Below are 21614 nucleotides of genomic sequence, written 5' to 3'. Positions count from 1 at the left end.
CTTTTCCTAACGTATAGATGGATTAAAGACCATTTGAAAGGAGTTTAACCATGACCCCTCGTATTGTTGTAACACCTACTCGTGCACTTATTGATCAACCCTTACAATTATCTGCTTACGACTTAATGCCAAAGCAAAGCGTAACAATAAAAGCACAAACGACAGATGACACTGGTGCAATCTTCGAGGCTAGTGCTCTATATGAAGCAAATCAAGACGGGAATCTCCACCTTGCTTCAACAGCGCCCTTGTCCGGAAGTTACAAAGGCATTGATGCAGAAGGCTTGGTCTGGTCAATGGAGCGAATTGGAAAAAAGCATGGTGATTATTTTAACAAACAGAACGCCGAACCGCTTACCTACTCATTTACACTTGAAGACTCTTCTGGAAAGCTACTAGATACAGCTCATGTACATAGAAAATTTTATGATGATACTGTTAAACGCGTGCCTGTCCACGAAGCAGAACTAGTTGGAACCCTTTTTCACCCCGATACCGTCCAAGCTTTCCCAGGGGTAATAGTAGTAGGCGGATCCGATGGTGGTGTAAATGAACATGCCGCTGCACTCCTCGCAATGAAAGGTTATTCCGTATTGTCTCTTGCTTATTTTGGGACGGAAGGCGTATCGAAAGACCTTGAAAACATACCATTAGAATATTTCCAAAAAGCTACCCTTTGGCTTAAAGCCCATGATGCTGTGGATAATACTGTTTCTCTAATTGGCTACTCTCGCGGCGGCGAACTCGCCTTGCTGCTTGCTTCCACGTACGACGAGTATCAATCGGTTATTGCCGGAGCTCCAGGAGCTTACGTAACATCCGGATTACGTAACACGATATATGCACCCATTCCAGCTTGGACACAACAGAATGCACCACTCCCTTACTTGAAATTTACTTACACAGCAAAGCATTTTCTTAACATCGGGAAAAGCATACTTACCCGTAAGCCTTTTTCTTTCTTACCAATCTGGTCTGTCTCACAAGCAAAAGCAACCGATTTAGATGCTATTCGAATTCCAGTTGAGCAAGTGAACGCTCCTTTATTAACCATAGCAGGTGAAAAAGACGAATGTTGGCCATCTGCTGACTATGCTCGAATGGTTCAACACGAACTTCATGGCAAACGAACGGACAACAAACACCTTTATTATGACGAAGGTGGCCATTTCCTTGCCTTCCCCTATGGGCTTCCAGGCATGCCAACTTCAACTTATATGCATGTTGGAGGTGGCATGATAATGGATTTTGGTGGTACGAAAAAAGGAAATGCCGATGCCGCCAGAGAAACGTGGCGCTATGTGCAAGATTTCTTATTTGAGCATACGAAAAAGACTAGTTTGCACTATTCTTAGGCAACTGGTCTTTTTTAACGCGAATCTCTTTCAAGTTGATATTCAAGCATGTTAATGATGAGCGTCTGCTGTTTTTTCAGTTCTTCATTTTCTCTTCTTATTTGCCTCATTTGATAAGCAAAGTAGCAAATGAGTCCTATCATTACAACAACATAAAAAATAATCCTTCATCCTTTTCTAAATAATGGTTTTCTCAGCTGCTAGATAAGACTTCATCTTTTCTAACATCTGGGTAACCTGTTCATTTTTTTCTAGATGTTTTTCAAAATAGAGATAAGAGTACCATTGTCGATAATAAACGAAGTAAGGTAGTTTATCTACCCACTTCTTCTGTAAAGTCGTTTTTGAAGCATAACCTTCTAATAACATTGTAGAGAACGACTCATACCATTGACACCGCTTATCTTTTTCAATAAATAAAGCAGCATGATAGATCGGAATGGCTAGATCATATATATACCAATGATGGATAGCACTTTCATAATCTAATATATACAGTTTGTTTTTAGAAAAACGGATGTTTTCGTGATGGAAATCGTGATGGATGAGACCGTAGCACTGATGATTTGTTGATAAAGCGCTTAATTGATTATACAAGTTCCGCCAATTACTCTGTAAAGGTTCCTCTAACAAGCCTTCTGCTACAGATAAAAGCGATTCTTCATGCCAATGCTGTACTTTTGCCTTATGCGGATACAATTTCCCAGTTTCATGTAAGGCCCCAATACTTGCACCCCATTGATAAACTTGTGTACTCTTCAAATCTGTTATGGGAATACTATCACCTGCAATATGCGTTTGTACAAAACAAAAGTAATGAACGCCTCTATAGAGAATATGTTCAATTTCCCTCCCATTGAAAGACTGGACAATCTTCGCGCTCGGCACACCCGCACGATTCATAAACGCCGTTACATTCACTTCGTGCTCAAGCTGTTCTATACTAGCTTGATCTTCACGAAAAACTTTCAGAACATAAGAATTGTTCTTGAATACATGCTGATTAAATCCACCTAAACATACAAAACGATCTGCAGTAAATGGATAGTACTGTGCGATTTTCTTTAACACCGCCTGCATTGTATCACCCTTTTTCATCTTATCAAAAAAAGACCAAGCGGGTATCTATCTTTCCCTCTTGATCTTAATTGTTATTGATTTAAACGTTCTGCTGCATCAACAGTGTGTTTTAACAACATTGAAATTGTTACAGGACCAACGCCTCCGGGCACTGGCGTAATGGCAGATGCATTGGCTGCACAACCATCGTAATCACAATCGCCAACATTTCCTTTATTATATCCAGCATCAAGAACGACGGCACCCGGCTTGATCCATTCCCCTTTAATAAATTCAGGGCGACCAACAGCTGCAACAACAATGTCCGCTTGTTTGACATGAGCTTCTAACTCACTTGTGCGAGAATGACAAATGGTTACTGTTGCATTTCGATTGAGCAACATCATGGATACTGGTTTACCAAGAATTGGACTTCTACCAACAATTACAGCATGCTTCCCTTCAATTGGTAAGTCATAATGGTCGAGAATCGCCATAATGGCTGCAGGTGTACACGAAGGGTATTGGGCAAAATTAAAAGCATTTTGCGCAAACCCAAGAGTGGTGACGCCATCTACATCTTTTTCAATCGCAATCGCATCAAATGCAGCACGCTCGTCAATTTGTTCAGGTACAGGATGTTGTAATAAAATACCATGAACGGCATGATCCTCATTTAACTGCTGAATCGTTGCTAGCAACTCTTCTGTAGTTGTCTCTGTTGGCATCTCAATTTTCTTTGATTCCATTCCTAGCTTACGACAAGCATTTCCTTTCATTCGCACATAAGTAGCGGAAGAAGGATCTTCGCCGACTAAAATAGTTGCGAGGGACGGGGTAATGCCTTTCTCATTCAAGGCTGTTACTCTTTTCGCGAGATCAGCCTTTATGCGATTTGATACTTCTACTCCATCTAATAGTAAGGGCGTTTTCATTCAAACCATCCTTTCGTTATTTGAACGTGAAAAGGGCGATACCCTTTTGCCCAGGCGCACGGCAAGTACGCTCTATGCTCCCTCGTGGTTATCCACATTGCGCCAGTTACATAGAGTCTTTACGTTTTCGTTTCATTTTAGCATACACCTTCAAAAAAAAACACTTCAAACCATTCCATTTCCGAACAAAAATATACTCTATCAATCTATTTGTACGTGATTTCTGAATTTTTCCGTGATTGCTTTTTTCTCATGTTACAATAGAGCCAATAAAAAAGGGAGGAAATACCATGTTTGAATCAACCCGGTTACGACTGCGTAAAATGCAAAGCACTGACATATCACTTTATCACCGTTGGCGAAACGACCATGAGGTCATGGCTTCTACTAACCTTTCCTTGGACGTCTATACATATGAGGAGACCCAATCTTTTGTCGAAAGCGTAATGCTCTCCTCTCCACAGTCAAAATCCTACATTATCGAAGAGCTTGAACAACACACTCCGGTGGGTGTAACCTCTTTAGTCGGGATTGATTACAAAAATCGGAATGCCGAATGTATTCTTGATATCGGTGAAAAAAGCAAGTGGGGGAAAGGATACGGTACAGAAGCAATGTCTCTCCTATTAACATACGCATTTCTCGAATTAAATTTACACCGGTTGTCTTTGCGCGTCTTCTCAACAAATGAAAAGGCAATTCATTTATATAAGAAGATAGGATTTGTTCAAGAAGGCAGGGTAAAAGAAGCCGTCTTTAGAAATGGGGAATGGATTGATATTATTTATATGGGATTGCTACAGACCCACTATCAACGACTTCTCTAAAGCTTGCCACTCGTGCCTAGTTACAGTTTTTCACCAAATTGACTCAATGATTAACCCTACACCTGCGACGAGTAAAAGAATGTAGGTTACATTACGAAACAAAGCTTGATTCATTTTCTTGAAGATAAAATGTCCGACGATTAATCCAGCAATTACGGCTGGCAGTGCCAAACCTACAAGCCCCCACACGTCCCTATTTATGCTTATTGTGATCCATTGCAATCCAATACTAATGGGATAGATGAGTAGGAAAAATGCCAGTGTTGTTGCACGTGTTTGTTCTTTTGTCATTTTAACACCAGCAAAATAGGCGAGTAATGGTGGTCCTGGCATGCCAATGCTCGCCGTTAATGTTCCAGAAAGTCCACCTATAGTCAAATCTCGTCTATTTGTTTGCTGCATTTTAACCGGCAACACAAGAAGAAGAGTAACAAAAAGTAAAAGAGTTCCTACACTTATTTTTATGGCTGTCTCATTGATAAGTTGTACCAGGATGACACCTATTGGGGCGCCAATAACACTTCCGATAACAAGTCTTTTTATAAGTGGCAGATAAACATCTTTACGAATTTGAATAAATAATAAAAGGGAAATAAGGATGGACACAAATAAATTCACTTGAATCGCCACATCTGGCGCAAACAAAAACAGTAAAAATGGGGTTGCGATAATAGAAAATCCAAAACCCGTTGCCGCTTGAAGAACGGATGCGAAAAAGACAATGAAAAGATACAGAATACTAACCACTTTAATTGCCTCCCATTCACTAATGCACTAACTTTAACATGATTCTATGCGTAGGCACATGTCTAGGCGATTGCCCTACTTTTTCATTTCTTTAAAGAAACTACAAACCAATTAGGGTACACCTGCATACCTTGATATAGAGAAACGCAGGAAGGGGGCATGCCAAGTGTCATACGCAGGCGGTGGTTACGGAGCTGGTGCTGGTGGCGGATTTGCATTAGTAGTTGTATTATTCATCTTGCTTATCATCATCGGAGCTTCTTATGTAGGTGGCGGATATTGCTAATTTGTTCTTCCAGATTGTAAAAAGATGACCTTTCGAGGTTGTCTTTTTTTATTTACATTGCCACAATAGAAAGAAAAGTGGATAGGTGGAATGTTCGATGTTACACACGCAAACCATTTCTTTAAAGAATCAACGAACCCACATGGTGTCAGATATTCACGGAAACTTAAAGTTGTTTAAAAAACTGCTCACCAACTTACAGTACTCCGCTAGCGATACCTTAATTCTTAATGGTGATGTCTGTGAGAAAGGACAAGATAGTCTTGGCCTTATTCGCTATATAATGGATCTTCATCATACGCATCGCGTTTATACAACATTAGGAAATAACGACGCCATCCTCCTTCATCTTCTAAAAGAAAACGAACAACTGATTCCCTACTTAGAAAGACAACCGTACTCTCTTATTCATGAAATGCTTCGAGAACAAAATCGTGAGTGGAAACAGTTTTCTTCTATTAAAGAGATCGCTCAATTTTGCCTAGACCATTATCAGGCGGAACTCGAATGGATTCAGCAGCTTCCTCATGCACTTGAATCCGAGGATTTTATCATCATTCATGCTGGCATCGAGAGAACGAACGATTGGAGAGAAACGTCTTTAACAAACGCTTATGCCTTCCCATCCTTTTATGAACATGGGCATGATGAAGAAAAGACCGTCATTGTTGGACACTGGCCAATATCAAACTATTTAAGCCGCGAAAAAAGTCACATGAATCCAATCATTGACTTTGATAGACGTATTATTTGTTTAGATGGTGGCTTGCAGGTCAAATCCATTGGGCAACTAAATGCCCTCACCCTCCTAGATGGGTTGTTTGAAGCAACCTATGTTGATGAGTGTAAACAGATAAAAGAAATTGTTCACTCCTTTTCAGATGAATCCAAACAAGGGACCATTAATTGGCCGAATTATTTAGTAGAAAAACAAGAAAAACAAGAACATTTCACGCTTTGTTACAGTGCAGCGAACAAGACGAATTATTGGATTAAAAATGAGTATCTAACCTATCAAGATGAACAGTGGCAGTGCACAACTGATGTCAGTGCTTCCTTTTTAACAGTAAAACAAGGTGATCACGTTTCGATACTTGATGATCAATGCAGTGGGTATGATTTAGCCAAAAAAGATGGCTATTACGGTTGGATCCCTAAATCTTGTACATAAAGAAAGATGTGGAGAGGGCTCTTCACATCTTTTCAAGGTAAATCCCTTCATCATACTTCCACTCTAAATAAAACACGTCCCGATAATGATCAATCCGTTGCTCATAGAGCTGCTTATCTAACCAGTTTTCGTCTAATCCAGCTTTTTTGATATTTTCCCAGTCAACCACACCATCATTGATAAAGGTAACAGGCAAATAAACAGGGTCCTCTTTAAGTTTAAAATCCTCATAGGTCGGTTGGTCATATTTTTGTTTCTTTAAAACGCTTATTTGTCCATCTGTTTCTAAAACCGCATACGCCACCTCTCGAACAGAAAACGCATCTTTTTGCCTTAAGAGATGTTGAAGCTGATTCATGTCGAGCTTATTCCGTTTCATTTCCCTTCGATTTAAGTGTCCATTTTGAATAATAATAGAAGGATTTCCTTCAAAGAACTTCCTCGTCTTCCGGAACCGCTGCGTTGACCATTCGATAATGTATAACAACATACCCCAAATTAATACTGAATACAGAATGGTCCCTAATTTCGTTTCGTTATCATAAATGGCATTCCCAACGAGTTCACCCAAAATTAAAGCAGAAATAAAATCAAACGGTGTGATTTGCGCAAAAGACGTCTTCCCCATTACTTTTGTTAAAATAAGGAGTGCAAAGAGTCCTACCGTCAATTCTATCGTTGTCTGCAACAAATTTCCCATACTTTAACCACCTCTCATACCACTCGTATACAGCATAGACCAAAATCGACGATTTCAGACCCAGACATTTGTACACGGTTTCTTTACAAAACTGTAAACTTCGATGGTTTAAAAGTGGGTATAGATAAGCATGAAGCAAGGGGAGGCAACAACATGACAATAGAATCAATTCTTATCGGGGTAATGCTTATCCTCATTCAACTATTTGCACTACCCATCATTCATCGTACACCTTTCAAAGAGCAGAAAATCCTTTCCTTATCAGGAGGTGTTGCGATTGCTTATGTCTTTGTCTACATCTTGCCTACCATGCATGAAGAGCAGGATCAACTTGGTGGAGATCTTGCATTAGACTCAGAGCTTTACTTTCTTGGTTTACTCGGATTACTTGTGTATTACAGTGTTTATAAAATTGCCAAAACCAAACACGAGCAACATCCGAATACATCTTATTTCGTACAAATCTCTTTCTTCGCCTTTTATACATTTATGATCTCTTATATTGTCTTTGCATCAGACGTTAAAACCGTTGAAGCTCTTTTTTATGGTGTCGCTGTTGGGCTTCACTTTATCGGTATCTCCTATCACATTGGTCATGGTAATAAAACTGTTCACCGTCAATACGGTCGCTTCATTCTAGCAACAACAACACTCATAGGTGCTATTGCTGGCACATTTGGCCCTTCAACTGGTCTATTTGTCGATTCATTAATCGCCTTTAGTTCAGGCGCCATGATTTTTAACGTCATTAGTAAAGAATTGCCTGAAGAAGATTATGCTCACCTACCAACCTTTTTAATAGCGTCTCTACTATTTTCAGTTTCACTATTAACGTTAAAAGCCATCTTTCAATGGTAATACAAGAGCCACTCGACCTTTGTTGAGCGGCTTTTTTTAATAGCATAAGGAACCTCTATAAAAACAAAGGAGGGGTGCACTTACCGTTTATTGTTTTTAGCCATTCATAAAAGAAGCCATATTTAAGCAAGATTTATCGTAGATTACCTTACAAAAACACAGAAAATTCTAGGTTTTAGTTGATACAATCACAAGATAGAGGAGAGTGGTTGGATTGACGAATGTAGTTAGAGAGAAAGTGACTGTAGCATCGTTAGAAGAGAATCAGACAATTCCTTGGTATCGTTCGTGGGGGCCTGGCGCTATTGTCGCTGCATGTATTATCGGTCCAGGTACTGTGACAACCGTATCCGTTGCTGGTGCCCAATTTGGATTTCAAGTCGCTTGGATTCTTGTCCTCGCTTGTCTTGTTGGCTACTTTATCCAACGACCTGTTATTAATTGGACGGTCGCAACAGGGACAAGCGTATTAGAAGGCATTCGAGATGAAATAAGCAGCTTATGGTCCAAACTTATTTTCTTTGGCTTATGGCTCGGTGCCCTCGCCTTTCAAGCAGGAAATTTCATTGGTGCTTCTATGGCTATGAATCTTATTTTCCCATCCGTTCCTATGCTTGCCTGGGTTAGTTTGCTTTCAGTTTCGGCAATGGGGATTGCTTGGTTTGGCGTCTACAAAGTGCTTGAGAATATTAACCGAATTGTTATGATCATGCTTGTCTTAACCTTTTGTTTAACTGCACTTGCTGCTCTGCCAAACGCAGGTGCAACAATCAATCAAGGATTCACGTTTTCCATTCCGCAAGGAGACCTACTCATCGTGCTTGCACTAATTGCAACCATTCTTGTTCCGAATACACTTGTAGCACTTTCAGGTTTTATGAAAGACAAATATCGCCACTCCGCTTACACAAAAGAACAAATACGCAGCATCTCAGTCAATGATTTAAAAATAAATTTCACCCTGTTAGCTATCATCTCTATTGCGATTCTCCTATCTTCCGCAGCTGCATTCTATGGATCAGGACAAACCATTAACAGTGCTGGAGATATGGCTGTGCAGCTGACACCTATTCTCGGATCATTTGCCACCATCTTTTTTGCCATCGGTCTATGGACAGCCGGCTTTTCATCTGGCTTGTTTAATTTAACGGTGCAACCAATGTTATTCGGTCATGCGTTTAACCAATCAGAAAGTCCAGACGCACCGGTTAACCGCATCATTTTAATTGTTACGGGCCTCATCCCCATTGCACTTGTGTGGGCTTTTGGCGGATCACCTATTGAACTAATCATTTCGGCCCAAGCGATTAACGGCTTACTATTACCAGTTCTCACAGTCGTACTCTATAGGTTGACGAACAAGAAAGACCGTATGGGTCGGTTTCATAACTCCGCCTCAAGTAACATCATTACGCTTTTCATAATTGGCCTCGTGACATTACTCGCCATTCGTGTGTTTATAAGTTTCTTTTAAACAAAAGCTTTAGTCTCAACTAAGGCTTTTGGCTTTAGCTCAACTATCATATAAAGTATTACATTAGTCTCAATGGAAGTAACAAGATGGCACTAGACGCTTTATGCACAACTAGATTGAAATTTTTGAGCGTCACATTAGGCCCTGCCAGTGACAAGAACGTCTCCCTCATTTCATCACCTGTAAAAACGAACCAATTTGTTCTTTACAGTCAGCTACACATTCTAGTGAAAGCGCATGTGTTGCCGTGTACCGCTGTTCATGTAAATGTTGCGTTAGTTCAATATCGACAGCATAATCCTCATCACCTTCATTAAATGTTAGCATCAGTTCTCCAAAGCCATCACTAAATGATGCCGTTGTTTTGCGATTTAGCCAACCTGTGCCCGTCAGTTTCACTAACTCTTTATGAAATCTCCGCAAGCTAGAAGCTCGAACATAATAAGGTCCACTATGGCAATAAAAATTTAATGTGGTCGTCTTTAACCTTATCGTTAAATCAGCATCAGCTGGAAAACCCTTTTCTTTATGATAATCATCGAGTATAAGCGCGATCGATAATTCCTCATTACTAAATTGGAGAATGTCCATTTTTCCCTCGCTTAAGTTTCAATTTTTAACTCTTTATATAAAATCATAGGTTCCACCTCAAGACCAATTAGTTTAGCATTCCAATTCGTGCCTACTAACAAGCCATCTTCATTCATTCCATGGAGCCAGTCTTTTTAAATTCTGTTAATCGTCTAAACAATCCCCTATTAGAACAAAATCTCTTAAAGAGATTGATAGTTTTCCTGCATTAGACTCTGTAAGATAAAATCGAAATTCAACGATTGGTCGCCGAGAAGCTGCTTATTTTGTGCACTAAAAACCCGCACTTACATGCGGGCTTGTCGTTAACCATTATGCAACACGTTTTTTTCGGCTGAAAAACTTTCCGTGCTTATACGTTAATTTAACAAGTGTATTTTCGCCAAAATAGTAAATCGGAAATAAGAAGACTATTGCAATTAAGGCTATTGGCCAATTTTCAATGAATGGAAGAATTGGCAGTAACCATTCGCGAATCTGCTCACTTAAAAAAATAAGGAGTCCAGCAAATCCTAACGCTGGTATAAGTAATAATAGTGATGTTTTTACTTCGTATACACGAGATTGGCAACCACGACATTTAAATGAGAAGGGGGTCTTTGCATCGTAGAGATCTTCTTCCGTAAAGGGCTTTTCGCAAATGGGACAAAATTGGCTCATTAGGGCTCCTGCTTTCTAGATTAAATGGTTATTATCTATTTGTAGCAATATATATCCATTATACAGCCAATTAGAATTCTAGATTCTAAAGTTTTTCTAAAGTTTTCACAAAAAAAGTCGATCGCGATCGACTGTAATTAAATTAAAATAAAAAATATCATCAAAAAAACTAAAAAGTGTTTCTGGAGAACATTGGCAATTAACTCGTTAAGATGTCCGAATAACACGTTACTACTTTTTTGTTTAAGGTGATAAGAATATCCTCGCTGAAGAATAAATACGATCCGCTTCATAGAAGCCTTCTTCAATCTCGTAAGGGTATGAACTTTAAATCGTCTTCAAAAAGCCTGCATTTCACATGCAGGCTTTTTGTGTTATGCCGCTCGCTTTTCCGTAAAAAACGCGCCTCTTTTATAAAGATAATATGATAAGCTTTTCGACTAAAATAATAAAATGAAATTGAGAAAATCCTTACCCTTTGCGACATCGAGACAGTGCGCATAAAGAAGAAAATCTATCGAAAAGAACATCTCCTCATCCACGTAAGCGGCTTAACTAATTGATAACTATTTAATCATTAGCATCATTTCTCAATGTGATATATATTATGATTTGAATACAAGTAAATACCTTTTTCTGAAAAAGTAACTTTCTCCACAGTTCCAATTTTTTTACCTGTGTTATCTACGGGGATGATTTCATGAGCCTCTCCTCTAATACCGGACGGAATACAATATAAATGATTTTTCTCTGTTCCTATCCAAAAACATTCTTCGTATATGCCTAAAGCGTCACATGTCCCTTTCATCTCAACTGTTCCTTCCAACACCCACGCTTTTTTTACTTCATTTGAATCGTAAGCTAATATGTTTAGACCACTATAGTACGCTAGAAAATATTCATTTCCATGTTTTGTGAGTGCATAGCACTCATCTATTGATGGGGAGTCAATTTGGTAAACAAATTTGTTGCCCATCTTATAGATTTGTTTACCGATAAGATTATAACAGTAAATAACACTTCCATCTGGATTCTCATCAGAGTATATTTCTGTATCGCCTACACCAAACCATAAATGATCGTTATCATCAACGTAGTAACATGTGATATCATTGACATCTAAAGTAAAAGCCGAATTTACTTCTCCTTTAGAATTATAGACTCTAACGATCTTTTCTTTACCTGGCTTAGCGAAAACCAAAACGTAAAGACCTTTCTTAGTCATCTGAAAAAAGCGAATTGAATACCCATTAATCTCTTCTTTTTTAATAGAGACCTCTTTTTTTTCATAATGCGTCAAATGATTGATTATTACATATTCATCTTCGTGTTCTACAATATATGATATTAGATTACTGCTAGTAAAATCCATAAAGATTGGGCGTTCATGGATACTTAGTAATTTGTTAAATACCGTTTTCATATTTATTCTCCTAGAATTCAGAGCCCACCTTAAAGAAGGCTCTGCAAAAATTATTTTTAGTATGGAAAGCTCGTAATTACTCTACCTTTGCTTCCCACAACAACTCTAACTCGTTTTGTCTGTCTTCCGTTATCCTTCTTAATGCCTACATTTTTCTTGAATTTTTTTTCGTAAACTATTGTACCCGGCTTATTACCTGGTCTAGCCTTGCCTCTTGCTAAAGTCGAACGTGACGTACGCTTTGCAGTTCGATTATTTTTAAAAAGACCTTTATCGCTATACTTGCTGTCTCTCCCCTTCATATGCCTCTGTTTTATATGACCCCATGATTGCTTGTTAAAGAAACCTCTCTTCGCAAAACCTAGCGCTGCTTTCGCACCTTTAACATATTTCCCTGGTCCAAATGCTGACGCAACTGCACCGCCAACACCGCTCCAGCCCTTACCTGCTTTATACGCTTTGTATCCGTCATATGCGGCAAATCCTGCGTTTACCGCTAGCCAGAAGTAATGCCCGTCCGGATCAACTAACATCACCGGATTATTATTCGCATACGTATAGCCATTCTGCGTAATGATGTCGTCTTCATCGCCTGGATCTGGGTCTAGGGATAAGAACACACCGTGCTTTGGCTCGTAGTAGCGGGCCATGAGGTAGTACATGCCGGTTTCGTGATCGTACTGGTAGCCAGCATAGCGGTACGTGTTGTCTTTGACCGCTGCGGTTTCGTCGGCTTTCAGCGGATTGCCCCACGCATCGTATTCATACGTTGCGAGTCGGTTGCCGTCTTTGTCACTGATACCAATGACATCGCCATGAGCGTTGTAGTGGTAGTAGTATTTGACGCTTCCTTTTTTCATCGCGACGAGTTGACCTGCGTCGGAGTACGTGTACGACTTTGTAACGGCGTTTGAACCGTTCGTTTCATAAAGGACGTTGAGGCTGTCACCGTCGTAATGGTAGTTCGTAATGGTGGAACCAACCGCTTTTTGGATTCGGCGTCCGTCTTCATCGTACGTGTACGTGACGAATGGTTTGGTTTCGCCTTTTTTCGTGACCGCTGTCACTTGATCGGCTGCATCCCACGTGTAGCTGTACGTGCCGTCTGTTAGTCGGTTGCCGTTCTTATCGTACGTAAACGATTCGTTGCCCATGCTTGTCAGCTGATTATAGACATTATAGCTTGCTTTTGTTTCGGTTGTTTGCCCATTTATTGTTGCTTTGACTGACGTTCGGTTGCCGAAGCCGTCATAAGTGAATTCGTTTTTCGTGCCGTCGCGTAACGTTTCGCTCATGAGCTGGTCAAGAGCGCCGTACGTATACGAAATCGCCTTACCGCTACCATCTTTAATGGATGTACGGTTTCCATTCGCGTCGTACGTCATGAATTCCTCTAAAAATGGTGCGCCAGCTTCTGATCCGACTGTCAGGGCAGTAACGAGACCGCGTGGATCATATGTGAAGCTTGCGCCTGTGCGGTTTCCAGATGAGAACGTTTTGACGTTACCTTTTTCATCGTAATCAAAATGGTACGTCGCGTCGCCGTCTTTCATGCGAATGTTTTGTTCTTTTTTGTTGTACTCATACGTGTTCGTTTGTTTGAATGTTCCGTGGGTGAACACGAATGTATTTAGTTTATCGGATGTCTCTGAGTAATTCCATTCTTGCTTTCCTGTTCGTTCAGCAAGCGTAACCATGCGGTCTTTTTTATCGAACGTGCGGACTTTCGTTCTGTTTGCTTTTTCGTCTTTCACCGTTAGCTCGTTGCCGTTTTTATCGTACGTAAAGCGGTAGGCGATTTGACCGTTGTAGCTTTTCGTCGCCATTCGATCTGTGCCATCGTACGTTAATTCGGTTGTGTGCCCATTCGGTGTTGTTGTTTTAATGAGATTGCTGTTGGCATCGTATTGGTTCGTTACGACATCGTTAAACGGTCCAACGGTTTTCATCAGCTTTCCAGCTGTGTCGTACTCGTATTTAAAGACTTGTGCTTGTCCTGATGATGGCGCAATCGACTTTGACAGCATGTTGCCATTTTTATCATGGGTGTACGAAATGCTTGTGCCGTTTTCAAGCTTTAGCTGCTTTAATTGATTAGCTAGATCATACGTGAATGTTTTCTTTTTACCAAGGGCGTCGGTGGATTCTGTTTCGTTTCCGTACGTGTCAAATACACTTGATGTTGTGAAACCTAGTTCGTCTTCTACTTTCGTGACATAGTTTCCTTGATTGTCAAACGTTTGTTTCTTAATGACATTGCCTTCAAGCAAACGCATGTCGTCAAACCAAGCCGTTCCACTACCTTGAATAAAGAAAGAAACATCTACTTTTGTGATTGGCTTACTCTTCGTTAGTTTTAATGCCGTTCGATTCCAGTCGTTCGTTCCTTCTGGGAACGTCGCTGGGCCAAAGTCTGCGGTCGTGCCGTCTGTATAAAATACTTTTGCTTTTAAGCCGTAGTTCGTTGACTTTACATTGGCTGCTTTTGATAAACCTGTGAACGTTAAATCCATTGCTTGTTCATTGGCTGCTTGGTTTAACGTAACCGTTTGTTTGTATTCACTGACTGCTTGTCCTGCTGTTTTAACAATTTTAACGGACTTCTTGTCATCAAATCCAGCGCTGTCAACTGAGCCACCAGAACCGCTCCAGCTTGTTAAATTGTTTAGAAAACTTGGGTTTTGAATCGGGTTGTAGCTTGATGATACTTCTGCTCGTTCTAGCTGTACTTGGTCAAACCATGCGCTTCCACTTGCTGTTGGTTTTACTTTTTCTAGCTCTAAATAAACGCGAAGTTTTGCCGTATTTGCTGGTGTTACGAACGAAAGCTGACGCTCTGCCCAGTTTTGTTTACCGACAAGATGACTGTGACGATTATCAATCCATTTAATTCGTTTGCCGCTGGCATCTAGCGCTTCTACATTTAGAAATGCACGAGCGTTTACTGTATCCGTTTTAATTAGTGAGCTTAATGTATAGGAAACATCTGGTAAGGCATCAACGACTTGAGTTGCTGCTTGGTACACATGCTCGGTCACATCGGATTGCATCGTCATTTTCAACGAATTCGGACCTGCTAGCTTTCCAGCAGACTGCTTTTCAACTACATACGTACCGTTTGACTGTTTATCAATACGTGTCCAGCTCGTCGTACCGTCTTCAAAGCGACTGTTTGCTAGAAGATTGGCTGCCGTTGCGAGTTCATGGCTTTCTTCGGTTAGGTTTCCGTTTTTCGCATACTTAGACGCCGATGCGGTTTTCCCACTTTGATCGGTTTCCGATACAGCATCAAGACCGTCATACGCAATCGTTACTTCGTCACCTTCTGTATCAATCATTGATGTGATGTCATGGTTGTCGTTATACGTATACGTTTCTGTTCCGTAATCATCAACGGCTTTAATCACATTGCCGTCTTTATCATACTGGAAGGATTCCGTTGGCTTACCTGATCCAATATCATTCGGGTCGGTTGTTTCTGTTAAATTATTTCCAACGTACTTGTAATTCGTTGTTAGCTTTAAGCTGTCCACATCTTCCACGTACTGAATTGGGTTCCCAGCTGCGTTGTACGTGTAGGATAGTTTACGATTGTTTGGCTGCGTAAAAAGAAGCGTCCGTTTCGTTAAATCGTAAGCAAGTTTGAATGATTCGTTTCTCGGGTTAATCGCTTCTTTCAGCATATCACCGTTATAAAGGAAGCGATTGACTACTGGTTTTGCATCGGTGTGGGTTGGTTCGTAAACCGCTAGTAATTTACCATCTGCTGCATACTCATACTTCGTAACAGCACCATCAAAATCAGTATAGCTTACGAGTTTCCCATTTTCATAGCTGTATAAAAGTTTACGAGAGCCTGGTGCTTGTACTTCTTTTACTGTGCCATCAGCGTTGTAAACGAAGGTAACGGTTCGACCTGAAGCATCTTTCATCGTCTCTAAACGATTGTTTTTATACGTGTAGGTCGTCGTGTTATCATGCCCATCAACAAGTTTTTCAAGCTTACCTGTCGTTTTTGAGAAGTGGGCTTTTGTTTGGTCTTTCGTCGTCAAAATCAACGCGTTGTTTTTATCTTCTAGCTCAAGGTATACGCCTGTTGGTGGCTTGTACGTGCCGTCGCTTTGTTTTGTAAAAATGTGTAGCGTACTGTCATCATCAACGAATAGCGCTTGGTTACCAGAAAGCTTCAGTGTCATTTCACTATCAGCATGCCAACCGTAACCGAACATGCCTGTTGTCGGTGCTAGACTGTTGTACGTTCGTGAAAACCCTAATCCCGGTCCACGACCACCAATAGAAAGGTCTTCTTCCGAAACGATCAAGTTTCCTGTTGCGGCGTTCACTTTTCCATATGGAACAGAAAGAATCGACCAATAATCTTCTTCACCAAAAAATTCCGTCGGCTGTCCAATAGATGGTTTGAATTCAGGTGATTGAATCGTTTCGCCATGCTTGTTGTAAGCGGTTATTTTGAAAAAGTAGTTCTTTGCTGTTGTGTTACCGCCTGCGTTCTTGTAAACAGGTGACGGATCAATTGCAAGTTCTGATCCTTTCCCATTCGTGTATAAGGCTGATTTCCCAGCGGCAATGTCTGCGGCAGTTGGCCAGATCCCTTTTCCTTGGGTCGTCCATTGGGTGTCGTCCCCGGCATCGAAGCTCGTGAACGATTTACCATTTGACATCCACACTTTATAGCCTGTCGCATTCTCGACTTCTTCCCAATCCAGCATAATGTAGCCTGTGTTTTCCACTTTAATATTCGTGTAGGCCACACCATTTGGTGCTTTTGGTTTTTCTAAATCAGGAATATACGGTAAGGCGCTTGCCGAGCGGACCGTCTCACCATGAGCATTGTATGCTTGAATCTTAAAATTAAAGTCTTTTGCGTTTGGATAATTCCCACCAGAGTTTTTGTATACAGGTGATGGATCAACCGGTAGCTCTGCTCCAGCATTATCCGTTAAATGGAGAGCAAACTTGCCTGCTTTAATTTCTGCTGCTGTTGGCCAAATTTTCTTTCCTTTTGTAGTGTAGGAAGTCACATTTCCAACATCGACCATCTCATGCTTAGTGCCATTGTAAAGATAAAGCTTATAGCCTGTTGCACCACTTATGGCTGGCCATGATAAATCAATGTAGCCTGTACCGTTTCCGTTACTATAGCTTTTTGAGGCTGGTTTATCTGGTTTCTTTAAGTTTGGAATGTTCGGCTTATGTGCGTCTGACATAGCACTTTCACCTTGTCCGTAAATTGCGCTGACTCGAAACCAGTAATTTTTACTCGTTGGATAACTCCCGCCAGAGTTCTTGTAGACAGGCGAAGGGTCAACTGCAAGCTCTGCCCCTTTTCCGTTTGTATAAAGCGCAAATTTTCCTGCCGCAATGTCTGATGCTGTTGGCCAAATTTTCTTTCCTTCTGTTGACCAGCTTGCTACATCGCCAACGTTAAAGGCTTGATAATCCTTTCCGTTGTACACCCATACTTTGTAGCCTGTTGCACCCGGCATCTTCTTCCAGCTTAGGTTCACATGACCTGCACCATCCCCAGTTGTATAGGTTTTAGACGTTGGTGCTGCTGGTGCTGGAATGGTGTATGTGATACTGATGTGCGGTTTATTTGTTGAATTTGTAGTCGATACGACTTTTTTCCAAAATTCTTTTCCGTTCCCATTTGTGTGTAGCTTAAAGCCATAGTTAGCTTTTGACCCGTTCAACCAGGCTTTTACCGTGTTTGTTACGTCAAAACTAGCTCTTTTGTTTCGACCAACATCTACTTTCGCAATATTTGTAGAGCCAGGCTTATTGTTCCAATTCAGTGTGCTCGGTGTCCAATCACTATTAACGGTATCTAACCACAAGCCGTTTGGATTGTCGCCGTAGTAATGGTGAATAACATGAGCGTTAAATGTCGCTTTTGTTACAGTCATATTCTTAACAGCATTAATGTTTTGCTTTAAGTAGCCATACGTTGTTCCTGTCGTGTTATCGTATTTCCCGACTTTTAAAACGTGGGCATTCTGAGAGGAATCCCATTTACTACTCGTTGAACTATAGTTCGTTGTCGGATAGGCGCTCATGACAAACGCATCTGAGCTCACGTTCACAGAGGTTGTTGGATCAATATAAACAGGATAAACACGAGCTTCGTCTGTTAACCAGTCACGATCCGCTTCCACTGTTAGCTCATAGCCATCTTCCATTTCTTCTAGCGTATAACGCACATCCTGTGATTCAGCGGTTTCTCCTTTTGCATCATCGTACTGTGAATCTGCCATATAGGGTTTTGGCAGTTCAAACGTCGCTTCCCCTTCTGTCGTAGAAAAAGTGATTGAACCATCTTCATTTTCTTGTGCCACTAGTTTGGTTTTAATATGATACGTAAATGTATGAAGGCCATTATAGGCATGTAATACAAGATCTTCTTTCGTACTTTGATCAAATGTAAAATGTCTTAAATCAATATTAGAAAAGATATCTTGGTAGGTAATTTCATTTTCGTTAAAAGAGGCATGTTGGTTTTCAACTGGAATCACTTCTCCATCTTCATCCGTTGCCGAAAGAAGCGAAAACGTAATGGTGTCATTATTTTGGGTGTATGTGGCATACTCTCCATCTTCCATGAAAGGTTTGAAGCTTGAGGCGAGGTTTGTGTTCTCTGTCGTAATTTCGTCAGACGAAACCTTCTCTAGCTCACTTGATATGTCTTGCCATTCCTCTGTTGCATCATCAAGCGTATGAATAGGTTCAAAATACACCTCTTGGGTATAAGAGCCATCCTCATTCAAGAAAAGTTTCGTATTCTCTGTACGATCATCAACTAGCTCTTCTTGTGACCCAGGGTCATCATTATCTTCCAATTCAGAATTTTTATCACTTTCACCCTCGACGAACTCAAAGTCTGGTTCAGCATCTTCATAAAGAAGGTGATCGTCTCCATCTTCTTCTTCGTCATTCGTTTCTTCTACTACTTCTTCTCGTTCGTCTTCATGATTCTCCATCTCTTGTTGCTCTGATTGATTTTGTCCACCAACCTGTTCTGCAACTGCTTGTAATGGCATGCCACCAACCACAATAAGCAGGGTAAGCAACCAAATAAAAAGCTTTTGTACCTTTCGCCTCATCTTCAAACCCACTTTCTCTCAATTTTTGTAACAAATTGGTTACATTTGTAACATTTTTATAATATGTGTTCTTCTCCTTTTTGACAAGCACATTTGTTCGACAAAATGTTGCCTATACACAACAAAGCCTCAAAGGCTTATTCCTTTGAGGCTCATGCATTAGTGCTTTCTCTTTCGTTTGCTATTTTTAGACGACTGTTCTCTTACTTGATTTAATTTTTCTCGAATGGTATGTTGTTTCTTTTTTTGTTGAGTATGGTCAACAGTAGCGTTTAAAACATGTGCGTGGGAGTTATCTAAAGTGAGCGAAAGCCAAGTGCCTTCTTTTGCATCAATTGGTAAATCCTGTTGTCTCATTTCAAATTGTTTTTGTAAGGAGTCAACGAGAATGACGGCGATCCCATTCGTCACGCGATCGACAACACCATGATACTTACTGTCCGACACAAGCAATCCCTTCTTCCTTAATGGTCTTTAGTCTTGCTTCACCAATTCCATCTACATCTGTTAATTCATCAAGGGCTGCAAACGGTCTAAGGTCTACTATTTGTTGTGCCCGACTTGGTCCAATTTCCGCAATTTGCTCTAGCTCTTTTACACTTGCCTTGTTGATATTGACACAATCTGCCTCTTCTCGTTCACTTTGTATAGCTACAGTAGTTCCGTCTGTAGAAACAATAATGGTTCCGACTTCATCCGTACCATAAATCGTAGCACCTGTTCCTCGCACTACTTCAAGAGCTTCTTCCCCTGGGTGGTCATAGGCGTTGTCAACACCTGCAGAGTAAATCGCATAGGAAGGTTGAACAGCCTCTATAAAAGGCTCTGATGACGATGTATTTGACCCATGATGCGGCATGCTTAAGACGGTTGCCTGTAAATGTTGACCTCGATCGAGCATGTCTTCTTCCCCTTGTAGCTCTACATCACCTGTAAACAAAAAAGACACCTCTCCATATGTCAATTTCATCACAATGGATCCGTTGTTTAAATCGCCATTAAGGGTTTCAGGATGAAGTACATCAATGGTAACACCACCTATTTCAACTTGCTCACCGGCTCTTGGCTCGTGGTAATCCACCTCATGTTCTAACACCGCATCTAATGTCCGTTCAAAAACAAGGGTATCTGTTTCATCTCCGGACATCCAAGCCTCCAACACAGTAAATTCGTTGATGACGTCTGCCATTTGACCGATATGATCAGCGTGGGGGTGAGTGCCTACCACTAGATCTAGCTCATCGACGCCCTGTTCATGTAAGTACTCAATGGTAGTCTGGTCATTCCAGTCGCCTGTATCAATCAGCATGTTGAATGCTTGTTCATCCTGTTCCCATGTTACGAGAGTGGCTTCTGCTTGACCTACGTCTATGTAATGTACAGCCAAAATTGGCGCATCGGCTGCGAGTGATGTAGATGGCGTATCAGCTCCTGCACAAGCCGTTACTAGTAAGAGGCACACTATAGTTAAAATCCATTTTCGAGTCATGTTTCCTCCGTTTTTATCCTTTTTTATTTACTCCAAGTGTATCAATCACCATTTAAATAGACCACCCTCTTTTGACACTTTCTATTCTTCTTGATACCATATCTCTTGGTAACAGAAAGTAGGTGGTCTTCCTTGAAATTGATTGACTATGTGTTTCGTGCGTTCCTTCTTGTCATCGGCGTTATTGCCGTTTTGTATAATGATCCTACATTGATTCGCTTCTTCATTGCTAGCATCGTGGCCTATTTCTTATTTTTGTTTTTTAAAGAACCGAAAGGAAACATGCGCGTAATCTACTTAATCATCGGTGGCGCAGTTGCATTGTTTTATTTCATTTTCTATTAAAAAAAGAGTCGTGCACGTCTCGACTCTTTATTTCTAAGCTTAATCGTTGACTTCATGTACCAAAACAGATGAAACAGCGCTTGCAACCAGTTTATCGTTTTGATACAAATTAGCTGTCACATAACTCATGGTACGTCCAAATTTTTCAACGACTGCTTTTACTTCAATTTCTCCAGGAAGAGCCGGGCGGTGAAAAGCAACATTAAGGGTAACAGAAGCAAACAGTTGCTTATCGTTCATTAAGGAAGAGATTGCATACGCCATTGCTACATCCGCAGCTGATGAAACAAACCCACCCATCACAACACCATTTCCATTAAGCATTTGTTCAGTTGGTCGCCAAATGGCATGAGCCATTCCCTCATGCGCTTCCACTATTTCAACTCCTGTGAAGGTATCACACGGTGGCGGTTCTTTTTTAAAATGAATGACATCCATTAAAGGGTTCGACATAAACAATCCTCCGTTTTAAAACGTTTTCATTTTTCCGTTTATCTTCAGCTGCTTCCACTCTTATTCTCATGTTTGTCTCTATACAAAATGGACCTTTAAGGGAATACATTGAGGAATCTA

At 40.7% G+C, this 21614-nt stretch carries 18 protein-coding genes, 1 pseudogene and 1 riboswitch; of the genes and pseudogenes, 7 read left to right on the top strand and 12 right to left on the bottom strand.

Annotation, left to right across the window (positions count from 1 at the left end; translation table 11 throughout):
* The first annotated feature begins 50 nt into the window (after positions 1–50).
* Positions 51–1355 carry an acyl-CoA thioesterase/bile acid-CoA:amino acid N-acyltransferase family protein gene (locus E2L03_RS10275; RefSeq protein WP_055735646.1) on the top strand — a complete coding sequence of 435 codons (1305 nt, stop codon included), beginning with the start codon at positions 51–53 and terminating at the stop codon, positions 1353–1355.
* A gap of 177 nt (positions 1356–1532) precedes the next feature.
* Here E2L03_RS10275 and E2L03_RS10270 read toward each other — a convergent pair whose 3' ends face one another.
* Both E2L03_RS10270 and E2L03_RS10265 read right to left on the bottom strand, forming a co-directional pair.
* A complete protein-coding gene (locus E2L03_RS10270) occupies positions 1533–2453 on the bottom strand; it encodes a phosphotransferase enzyme family protein (protein WP_078440221.1) in 921 nt (306 codons plus the stop codon).
* Between the two features lie 53 nt (positions 2454–2506).
* Entirely contained in the window at positions 2507–3349 is an 843-nt protein-coding gene (locus E2L03_RS10265; protein ID WP_124741532.1) for a bifunctional 5,10-methylenetetrahydrofolate dehydrogenase/5,10-methenyltetrahydrofolate cyclohydrolase, read from the bottom strand.
* A 41-nt stretch (positions 3350–3390) separates the two neighbouring features.
* Positions 3391–3469, bottom strand: a riboswitch (ZMP/ZTP riboswitch).
* Between the two features lie 170 nt (positions 3470–3639).
* On the opposite strand from E2L03_RS10265, the gene E2L03_RS10260 reads away from it, so the two are divergent.
* Positions 3640–4176 carry a GNAT family N-acetyltransferase gene (locus E2L03_RS10260; protein ID WP_055735643.1) on the top strand — a complete coding sequence of 179 codons (537 nt, stop codon included), beginning with the start codon at positions 3640–3642 and terminating at the stop codon, positions 4174–4176.
* Positions 4177–4206: 30 nt separating this feature from the next.
* Here E2L03_RS10260 and E2L03_RS10255 read toward each other — a convergent pair whose 3' ends face one another.
* The gene (locus E2L03_RS10255; protein WP_166740268.1) at positions 4207–4923 is read right to left on the bottom strand and encodes a sulfite exporter TauE/SafE family protein; all 717 of its coding nucleotides are present in this window, start codon (positions 4921–4923) and stop codon (positions 4207–4209) included.
* Positions 4924–5089: 166 nt separating this feature from the next.
* On the opposite strand from E2L03_RS10255, the gene E2L03_RS10250 reads away from it, so the two are divergent.
* A complete protein-coding gene (locus E2L03_RS10250) occupies positions 5090–5209 on the top strand; it encodes a YjcZ family sporulation protein (RefSeq protein ID WP_124741530.1) in 120 nt (39 codons plus the stop codon).
* Between the two features lie 97 nt (positions 5210–5306).
* Entirely contained in the window at positions 5307–6380 is a 1074-nt protein-coding gene (locus E2L03_RS10245) for a metallophosphoesterase (RefSeq protein ID WP_134259127.1), read from the top strand.
* A gap of 22 nt (positions 6381–6402) precedes the next feature.
* Here E2L03_RS10245 and E2L03_RS10240 read toward each other — a convergent pair whose 3' ends face one another.
* Positions 6403–7080, bottom strand: a complete 678-nt coding sequence (locus tag E2L03_RS10240) for a DUF421 domain-containing protein (protein WP_038477539.1) — start codon at positions 7078–7080, stop codon at positions 6403–6405.
* Positions 7081–7233: 153 nt separating this feature from the next.
* Here E2L03_RS10240 and E2L03_RS10235 point away from each other — a divergent pair, with 153 nt between their 5' ends.
* Both E2L03_RS10235 and E2L03_RS10230 read left to right on the top strand, forming a co-directional pair.
* On the top strand, positions 7234–7938 hold the full coding sequence (locus E2L03_RS10235) for a DUF3270 family protein (protein ID WP_055735640.1): 705 nt from the start codon (positions 7234–7236) through the stop codon (positions 7936–7938).
* Positions 7939–8152: 214 nt separating this feature from the next.
* Positions 8153–9412 (top strand): Nramp family divalent metal transporter, encoded by a 1260-nt coding sequence (locus E2L03_RS10230; RefSeq protein ID WP_166740267.1) that lies wholly within the window; start codon positions 8153–8155, stop codon positions 9410–9412.
* Between the two features lie 168 nt (positions 9413–9580).
* On the opposite strand, the gene E2L03_RS10225 is transcribed toward E2L03_RS10230, so the two are convergent.
* The 7 genes and pseudogenes from E2L03_RS10225 to E2L03_RS10195 form a co-directional block, all read right to left on the bottom strand.
* Positions 9581–10003: a hypothetical protein gene (locus E2L03_RS10225; RefSeq protein ID WP_134259125.1), complete on the bottom strand. Its 423-nt coding sequence runs from the start codon at positions 10001–10003 to the stop codon at positions 9581–9583.
* An 11-nt stretch (positions 10004–10014) separates the two neighbouring features.
* Positions 10015–10122: pseudogene (locus E2L03_RS10220) on the bottom strand (DUF2750 domain-containing protein); the annotation flags it as partial.
* 193 nt (positions 10123–10315) lie between these two features.
* Positions 10316–10663, bottom strand: coding sequence for a YcnL family membrane protein (locus tag E2L03_RS10215; RefSeq protein WP_134259124.1), 348 nt, complete (start codon positions 10661–10663; stop codon positions 10316–10318).
* Between the two features lie 583 nt (positions 10664–11246).
* The gene (locus E2L03_RS10210) at positions 11247–12086 is read right to left on the bottom strand and encodes a YxiH-YxzG fusion protein (RefSeq protein WP_134259123.1); all 840 of its coding nucleotides are present in this window, start codon (positions 12084–12086) and stop codon (positions 11247–11249) included.
* Positions 12087–12142: 56 nt separating this feature from the next.
* On the bottom strand, positions 12143–19207 hold the full coding sequence (locus tag E2L03_RS10205; RefSeq protein WP_241741810.1) for a DNRLRE domain-containing protein: 7065 nt from the start codon (positions 19205–19207) through the stop codon (positions 12143–12145).
* Positions 19208–19366: 159 nt separating this feature from the next.
* Entirely contained in the window at positions 19367–19654 is a 288-nt protein-coding gene (locus E2L03_RS10200) for a DUF3006 domain-containing protein (protein WP_166740266.1), read from the bottom strand.
* Complete coding sequence (locus E2L03_RS10195) at positions 19641–20696, bottom strand: MBL fold metallo-hydrolase (RefSeq protein ID WP_055735632.1); 1056 nt, start codon at positions 20694–20696, stop codon at positions 19641–19643. The genes E2L03_RS10200 and E2L03_RS10195 overlap by 14 nt, the downstream gene beginning before the upstream one ends.
* Before the next feature lie 132 nt (positions 20697–20828).
* Between E2L03_RS10195 and E2L03_RS10190 the strand changes: the two genes are divergently transcribed.
* Positions 20829–21041, top strand: coding sequence for a hypothetical protein (locus E2L03_RS10190; RefSeq protein ID WP_038477468.1), 213 nt, complete (start codon positions 20829–20831; stop codon positions 21039–21041).
* Between the two features lie 39 nt (positions 21042–21080).
* On the opposite strand, the gene E2L03_RS10185 is transcribed toward E2L03_RS10190, so the two are convergent.
* Positions 21081–21494 carry a PaaI family thioesterase gene (locus E2L03_RS10185; protein WP_038477465.1) on the bottom strand — a complete coding sequence of 138 codons (414 nt, stop codon included), beginning with the start codon at positions 21492–21494 and terminating at the stop codon, positions 21081–21083.
* Between the last annotated feature and the right edge of the window lie 120 nt (positions 21495–21614).

This window comes from Shouchella oshimensis (assembly GCF_004375095.1).
Classification (GTDB): domain Bacteria; phylum Bacillota; class Bacilli; order Bacillales; family Bacillaceae_D; genus Shouchella; species Shouchella oshimensis.
This window is presented reverse-complemented; position numbering and strand designations above follow the sequence as displayed.